At 68.7% G+C, this 6,695-nt stretch carries 8 protein-coding genes; 5 read left to right on the plus strand and 3 right to left on the minus strand.

What is annotated here, in order from left to right:
• On the minus strand, positions 1-359 hold a 359-nt coding region (locus tag F9K34_RS16105; RefSeq protein WP_291338138.1), incomplete at its 3' end, for a zinc-ribbon domain-containing protein.
• A gap of 171 nt (positions 360-530) precedes the next feature.
• Here F9K34_RS16105 and F9K34_RS16110 point away from each other — a divergent pair.
• The 4 genes from F9K34_RS16110 to F9K34_RS16125 are packed head-to-tail and all read left to right on the plus strand — an operon-like array spanning position 531 to position 3,398.
• Positions 531-1,202 (plus strand): cell division ATP-binding protein FtsE, encoded by a 672-nt coding sequence (locus F9K34_RS16110; protein WP_291338139.1) that lies wholly within the window; start codon positions 531-533, stop codon positions 1,200-1,202.
• A gap of 8 nt (positions 1,203-1,210) precedes the next feature.
• The gene (locus F9K34_RS16115) at positions 1,211-2,104 is read left to right on the plus strand and encodes a cell division protein FtsX (protein ID WP_291338140.1); all 894 of its coding nucleotides are present in this window, start codon (positions 1,211-1,213) and stop codon (positions 2,102-2,104) included.
• On the plus strand, positions 2,101-2,841 hold the full coding sequence (locus F9K34_RS16120) for a lysophospholipid acyltransferase family protein (RefSeq protein WP_291338141.1): 741 nt from the start codon (positions 2,101-2,103) through the stop codon (positions 2,839-2,841). The genes F9K34_RS16115 and F9K34_RS16120 overlap by 4 nt, the downstream gene beginning before the upstream one ends.
• A complete protein-coding gene (locus F9K34_RS16125; RefSeq protein ID WP_291338142.1) occupies positions 2,838-3,398 on the plus strand; it encodes a DUF2585 domain-containing protein in 561 nt (186 codons plus the stop codon). Before F9K34_RS16120 ends, F9K34_RS16125 begins: the two co-directional genes overlap by 4 nt.
• On the opposite strand, the gene F9K34_RS16130 is transcribed toward F9K34_RS16125, so the two are convergent.
• Entirely contained in the window at positions 3,395-4,354 is a 960-nt protein-coding gene (locus tag F9K34_RS16130; protein ID WP_291338143.1) for an acetyl-CoA carboxylase carboxyltransferase subunit alpha, read from the minus strand. The two genes, F9K34_RS16125 and F9K34_RS16130, sit on opposite strands and share 4 nt — an antisense overlap.
• A gap of 123 nt (positions 4,355-4,477) precedes the next feature.
• Here F9K34_RS16130 and F9K34_RS16135 point away from each other — a divergent pair, with 123 nt between their 5' ends.
• The gene (locus F9K34_RS16135; protein ID WP_291338144.1) at positions 4,478-5,692 is read left to right on the plus strand and encodes an MFS transporter; all 1,215 of its coding nucleotides are present in this window, start codon (positions 4,478-4,480) and stop codon (positions 5,690-5,692) included.
• A gap of 27 nt (positions 5,693-5,719) precedes the next feature.
• Here F9K34_RS16135 and F9K34_RS16140 read toward each other — a convergent pair whose 3' ends face one another.
• Positions 5,720-6,685: an L-malyl-CoA/beta-methylmalyl-CoA lyase gene (locus F9K34_RS16140; RefSeq protein ID WP_291338145.1), complete on the minus strand. Its 966-nt coding sequence runs from the start codon at positions 6,683-6,685 to the stop codon at positions 5,720-5,722.
• Between the last annotated feature and the right edge of the window lie 10 nt (positions 6,686-6,695).

Genomic DNA, 6,695 nt, shown 5'->3' on the forward strand with positions numbered 1-6,695 from the left:
ACGTTGCGCACGGCGTCGTCCAGCGTCCGCCGGGTCCGTTCCGGCGGGCCAGCCTGATCGGCCGACCCCTCGGGTTCCTCGGCCGGTTCCGCCCAGGCGCCAGAAGGCTCCGGGGGTGTCTCTTCCGGCGCGTCGGCGGGCGACTCGTCTCCGGGGTGCGCCGGGAGCTCACCGGCCGCGGCCACGTCCTCCGCGGCCGCCCTGCGCTCGGCCTCGTCGGTCTCGGCCTCCAGCTGCTTCGCCGAAAGCTGAAACCAGGCGTGACCGCAATTGGAGCACTGGACATCGCGCCCGCCGTCGGGGATGACGCTTTCGTCCACTTCGTATTGCGCGCCACAGCTCGGGCAAATCAGACGCATGGTGTCCCTACCTGCTCAACCACCCACCGAACCTGTATTCGGGCAATTCTGGTCCTTGTTATGGGCATGTTGTAGCAATCAAAGGCTTTCCGTCCAAGCGTTTGTGGCCGGAACCGAAAAATCAGGCGCAGGCCATGGCATATTCGCCATGACGGAAAAGGGGGCGGGGCGTTGATCGAGTTTCAGGACGTGGCGCATGGCTATGGCGGAGGGCGGCTTCTGTCCGACATGACACTGTCGCTGCCGCCGGGCTCGTTTCACTTCCTCACAGGCCCATCGGGGGCGGGCAAATCGACCTTCCTGAAGCTCTGCTACGGCGAGCTTTCGCCTGTCGCCGGGCGAATCTCGGTCTTCGGCCAGACCATCGCGGGGATGAGCCGCGACGACATCGCCCGGCTCCGCCGCCGGATCGGTGTCGTGCATCAGGACTGCCAGTTTCTCGACCATCTGCCCCTTGCCGAGAATGTCGCGCTCCCGCTCACGGTGTCGAACCGGGCCGCCAACCCGACCGAACTCGACGAGTTGCTGGCCTGGGTCGGGCTCTCCGGCCAGGCCGCGTCCCTGCCGCCTTCGCTCTCGGGGGGCGAACGCCAGCGGGCCGCGCTCGCCCGCGCCGTCATCACCTCGCCCGAGGTGCTCCTGGCCGACGAGCCCACCGGCAACCTTGACTGGGAGATGTCGCTCAGGCTTCTCACGCTTCTGGTGGAACTGAACCGGATGGGCACCGCGATCCTCGTCGCCACCCATGACATGAACCTGATCCGCGCGGCCAAGGCGCAGGTGTCTGCGCGGGTACTCAGGATCCGTGGCGGGCAGGTGCAGGTCGCGGGGGCAGAGCTGTGAGGACCGCGATGAAACGACGTCTCGCCTGGCTCACCGGCGATGCGCGGGCCGACCGGGTCGTGCCGCCCACGGGCGCCCCGGCACGGCTCACGCTTCTCACCTCGGCCGCGATGGCCTTCCTCGCCGTCTTCGCGCTCACGCTCTCGCTGGCGACGGGACGGCTGGCCGAACGTTGGTCGCAGGCGCTCGCGGACGGGGCCACGATCCGCATCTCCGCCCCGCCCGAACAGATGGCGGCGCAAACGAAGGTCGTGCTCGACATCCTCGCGGTCACGCCCGGTGTCGCCTCGGCCCGTGCGCTCGACCCGGCCGAGACCCGGGCACTGCTTGCGCCCTGGTTCGGGCCGGACCTGCCGGTCGAGAGCCTTCCCATCCCCGCCCTCGTCGAACTGCGCGAGGATGCGGCGGGCCTCGATGCCGAAGGGCTCCGGCTGCGGCTTGCGGCGGAGGTGCCGGGCGCGGTGTTCGACGACCACGCGCGCTGGCGCCGCCCCTTGGTCGAGGCGGCGGGGCGGCTTCGGGCGCTGGGCCTTGTCTCGCTCGCCCTCATCGGCGGGGTCGCCGCCGCGATGGTGACGCTGGCCGCCCGCGCCGCGCTGGCCGCCAACGGTCAGGTGATCCGCGTCCTCCGCCTGATCGGCGCGCGGGATGCCTACATCGCCCGCGCCTTCGTCCGCCGCTTCACGCTCCGCGCCCTCGCCGGCGCCGCGGCGGGGACCCTCGCCGGCATGGTCGCCGTGGCGCTTCTGCCCAATGCGGACGCAGCCGGCGGATTCCTCACCGGGCTCGGCCTTTCCGGCACGGGCTGGCTCTGGCCGCTGGCAATCCCGCCCTTCGCCGCTATCGTGGCCTTCTGGGCGACCCGCGCGGCCGCGTTCCGGACGCTGAGAGAGGTGCAATGAGAACGGCGCTGCAATACCTCCTGTCGCTGCTTTTCATCGGCCAGATGTATCTGGCTATGGCGGCCTATGCGCTCTGGTGGACTCCCTTCGTCCTCTTCCGCCGCGACGCCGCCTTCGATGCCGTCCATGCCTATTGCCGATGGGTACGCGCCTCGGCGGCGCTTCTTGTCGGCCTGCGTTCCGAGGTCCGCGGCGAGGTTCCGGCGGACGAGGTCGTGATCGCCGCCAAGCACCAGTCCTTCTTCGACATCATCATCCTCGTCTCGGTCGTGCCGCGGCCGAAGTTCATCATGAAGAAGGAGCTTCTCTGGGCGCCGATCCTCGGCTGGTACGCGACCCGCATCGGCTGCGTGCCGGTCGATCGCGGCCGCCGCGGCGAGGCGATGAAGAAGATGGTCGCCGACGTGAAAGCGGGGCTCGCGGCCCCCGGCCAGCTCATCATCTACCCGCAGGGCACGCGCGTGGCCGCCGGGGCGAAGAAGCCCTACAAGGTGGGCGTCGGCGTTCTCTACAGCCAGCTCGGGCAGGATTGCGTGCCGGTGGCGACGAATGTCGGCGTTTTCTGGCCGAGGCACGGTATCCTGCGCAAACCCGGACTCGCGGTGGTGGAGTTCCTGCCGCGCATCCCGGCGGGTCTGCCGGTCGAGGACTTCATGGCACGGATCGAGCCGGAGGTCGAAGGCGCCTCCGACCGGCTGATGGCGGAGGCGGGGTTCGACATCGCGGCCGCCGGATGACGCGCGCGCGCCTTGCCTGGCTTCTCGTCGCCCTGACGGTCACGCTGGCCGGTGTTCTGCTGCTGGCGATGGGCCGGGTGCCGATCTGCACCTGCGGCTATGTCAAGCTCTGGCATGGGCAGACGATGAGCAGCGAGAACTCGCAGCACCTGACCGACTGGTACACGCCGTCACACGTGATCCACGGCATCCTCTTCTACGCCGCCCTCTGGCCCTTTGCGCGGCGCATCGCGGTCGACTGGCGCTTCGTGATCGCCACCTTCGTCGAGGCGGCGTGGGAGGTCATCGAGAACACCGACATGGTGATCGACCGCTACCGCGCGGTCACGATCTCGCTCGACTACTACGGCGACAGCGTCATCAACTCGGTCGTCGACATCCTCGCGATGATCGGCGGCTTCTGGCTGGCGCGGATGGCGCCGATCTGGGTCAGCGTCGCCGTCGTGATCAGCTTCGAGGCGCTGACGACATGGCTGATCCGCGACGGACTCGCGCTCAACATCCTGATGCTGCTCTGGCCGCTCGACGCCGTCAGGGACTGGCAGGGCGGGCCCTAGGCGGCAAGGCCCTTGGTCCCCATCGCGAGGAACTTCTCACGCCGCTCCTTCACCAGATCGGCGGGCTTCCTTCCCGAAAGGTCCGCCAGCATCTCGCCGATCGCCTTGCCCACGGCCCGGAGCGCCTCTTCCCGCTTGCGCTGGGCACCGCCGACGGGTTCGGGGATGATCCGGTCGACGACCCCGAGTTTCAGCAGGTCCTGCGCCGTCAGCCTCAGCGCCATGGCCGCCTCGCGCATCCGCTCGGCATCCTTCCACAGGATCGAAGCGCAGCCTTCCGGGGTGATCACCGAGTAGATCGAGTGCTCCAGCATCGCCACCCGGTTCGCCGTCGCCAGCGCCACGGCCCCGCCCGAGCCGCCCTCGCCGATGACGACGGAGATCAGGGGCACACCGATCTGCAGGCATTTCTCGGTCGATCGCGCGATGGCTTCGGACTGGCCGCGTTCCTCGGCGCCCTTGCCGGGATAGGCGCCGGGCGTGTCGACGAGCGTTACCACGGGCAGGCGGAACCGGTCGGCCAGGTCCATCAGCCGGATCGCCTTGCGGTAGCCCTCGGGGCGGGCCATGCCGAAGTTCCGCTCGATCCGCGTCTTGGTGTCCGAACCCTTCTCCTGCCCGATCACCACCACCGGCTGGTCCCCGAACCGCGCCAGCCCGCCCATGATCGCATGGTCCTCGGCGAAGTTGCGGTCGCCCGCGAGCGCGGTGAACTCGGTGAAGAGCGCGGCGATGTAGTCCTCGCAATGCGGCCGGTCGGGGTGGCGTGCGACCTGGCACTTCCGCCAGGGATCGAGGTTCTTGTAGAGGTCGCGCAGAAGGTCTGCCGCCTTCCTGTCAAGCGCCGCCGCCTCCTTGGTGACGTCCATCCCCTCGTTCTTCCGCGCGAGCGCGCGCAGTTCTTCCGCCTTGCCTTCGATCTCTGCCAGGGGCTTCTCGAATTCGAGGTAGTTCATGGCGCTCTCCCGCGGTGGGTCAAGGGACCGCTGTCAGGCGCCTATATGACGGCAGGAATGGGCCATTGCAACCGCGAGCGGCGATGGACAAGCTGTGCGTCGCCCACTAGCGTCGCGCCCACCGTGGCGAGATTCGCAGCACTCGACAGTCGTCAATCCTGGACCCGACTGGGGATCTGCCTCCTTGTCGCGATCGTGGGCAATGTCGGCACTTGGTCGGTCATCCTGATCCTGCCGAACGTCCAGTCGGAGTTCGGAATAGACCGGGCGGCCGCCTCGGTGCCCTACACGGCGACGATGGTCGGGTTCGCGGTCGGCAATTTCTGGATCGGCCGGGCGGTCGATCGCTGGGGGATGGCGGCGGCGCTGATCGGCGCGGCCTGCCTGAACGCGGTGGCCTATATGGTGTCGGCGGCCTCGGACTCGGTCGTGATGCTTTCGGCGGCCCATGCCGCTCTCGGTTTCGGATCGGCGGCCAGTTTTGGCCCCCTGATCGCCGACGTATCGCAATGGTTCCTCAAACGCCGGGGCATCGCCGTGGGGCTCGTGGCCAGCGGCAACTACTTTTCCGGTGCAATCTGGCCGCTGATCCTGAGCGGTGTCGTGGAAACGCAGGGCTGGCGCTTCGCCTACGTTCTTCTCGCGGCGGTGACGCTCGGCCTGGTGGTGCCGATGGCACTCCTGCTGCGCGGCCGGTTGCCCGAGGCGATGTCAAGCCAGTCAACGCGCCTCGCGGCGGATCGTGCCGCCGCGACGGGCCTTTCGCCCACCGCGCTGCAATGGCTTCTCGCGCTCGCGGGCGTAGGCTGCTGCGTGGCGATGGCTATGCCGCAGGTCCACATCGTCGCCTATTGCGTCGATCTCGGATTCGGTCCGGCCGTGGGCGCGGAGATGCTGTCTTTGATGCTGCTCGCCGGCGTGGCCTCGCGGATCGGCTCGGGCTTCGTCGCCGACGTGGTCGGAGGTCTCAAGGCGCTGATGATCGGCTCGGCGTTGCAGGCGGTGGCGCTCGTGCTTTACCTGCCCTCGGCCGGGCTCACGTCGCTCTACGTGGTGAGCCTCGTCTTCGGCCTGTCCCAGGGCGGGATCGTCCCTTCCTACGCGCTCATCGTGCGGGAATACCTGCCCGCGAGGGAGGCCGGCGCGCGGGTCGGCTTTGTCCTGATGGCGACGATCCTCGGCATGGCGCTCGGCGGCTGGATGTCGGGCTGGATCTACGACCTGACCGGCTCCTACCGAGCGGCTTTCCTGAATGGCATCGCCTGGAACCTGATGAATCTCGGGATTATCATTTTCGTATTCCTCAGGTCGCGGCCGCGCGAGGCGGTCGCGGCCTGACATGCGCCGTCATGGGGGTAACGGGACTTAGGACCGGCCCGCCGTGATCATCTCGGCCTGGCGCACGATGACCTCCGCCTGGCGGATCGAGGCGATGTCGACGAGCCGGCCCTTGTAGACCGCCGCCCCGGCGCCTTCCGCCTTGGCCTTCGCCATCGCCGCGAGGATTTCGCGCGCCTCGGTCACCTTGGCCTCGGACGGCGTGAAGACCTCGTTGGCGAGGGCCACCTGCCTGGGGTGGATCGCCCACTTGCCGACCATGCCGAGCGTGGCGGAGCGTTTCGCCTGGGCGATGAAGCCCGCGTCGTCGGAGAAATCCCCGAACGGTCCGTCAACCGGCAGGACGCCATGGGTCCGGCAGGCGGCAACGATGGCCGTCTGGGCCCAGTGCCAGGGGTCGGACCAGTACTTCTGCCCGTCGCGGATCATGTAGTAGTCTTCCTGCGTGCCGCCGATGCCGGTGGTCTGCATGCCCATCGACGCGGCGAAATCCGCCGCGCCGAGGCTCATCGCCTGGAGCCGGGGGCTCGACGCGGCGATCTCCTCGACGTGGGCGATGCCGGCGGCCGTCTCGATGATGACCTCGAGCGCCACGGGCTTTTCCCGGCCCTTCGCCCGCTCCACCGCTGTCACCAGCGCATCGACGGCGTAAACGTCTGACGCGCAACCGACTTTCGGGATCATGATCTGGTCGATCCGGTCGCCCGCCTGTTCCAGAACCTCCACCACGTCGCGGTACCACCAGGGCGTGTCGAGCCCGTTGATGCGGACGGAGAGGTGCTTGCCGCCCCAGTCGATGTCGTTGATCGCCTGGATGATGTTCCGCCGCGCCTCCGGCTTGTCGTCCGGGGCGACCGAGTCCTCGAGGTCGAGGTTGATCACGTCCGCCGCCGAGGCCGCCATCTTCTCGAAGAGCGCCGGCCGGGAGCCTGGGCCGAAGAGCTGGCAGCGGTTCGGGCGGGCGGGGGGGCTGGGCTGGAGGCGGAAGCTCATGGCGGATTCC

It is taken from the genome of Albidovulum sp. (assembly GCF_008933605.1).
In the GTDB taxonomy this organism is placed as follows: domain Bacteria; phylum Pseudomonadota; class Alphaproteobacteria; order Rhodobacterales; family Rhodobacteraceae; genus Albidovulum.

What these genes read in the sequence shown, in the direction of transcription:
- F9K34_RS16120 (WP_291338141.1), top strand. Translation starts at nt 2,101, where the DNA reads ATGAGAACGGCGCTGCAATACCTCCTGTCGCTGCTTTTCATCGGCCAG.
- F9K34_RS16130 (WP_291338143.1), bottom strand. Translation starts at nt 4,354, where the DNA reads ATGAACTACCTCGAATTCGAGAAGCCCCTGGCAGAGATCGAAGGCAAG.
- F9K34_RS16140 (WP_291338145.1), bottom strand. Translation starts at nt 6,685, where the DNA reads ATGAGCTTCCGCCTCCAGCCCAGCCCCCCCGCCCGCCCGAACCGCTGC.
- F9K34_RS16125 (WP_291338142.1), top strand. Translation starts at nt 2,838, where the DNA reads ATGACGCGCGCGCGCCTTGCCTGGCTTCTCGTCGCCCTGACGGTCACG.
- F9K34_RS16115 (WP_291338140.1), top strand. Translation starts at nt 1,211, where the DNA reads ATGAAACGACGTCTCGCCTGGCTCACCGGCGATGCGCGGGCCGACCGG.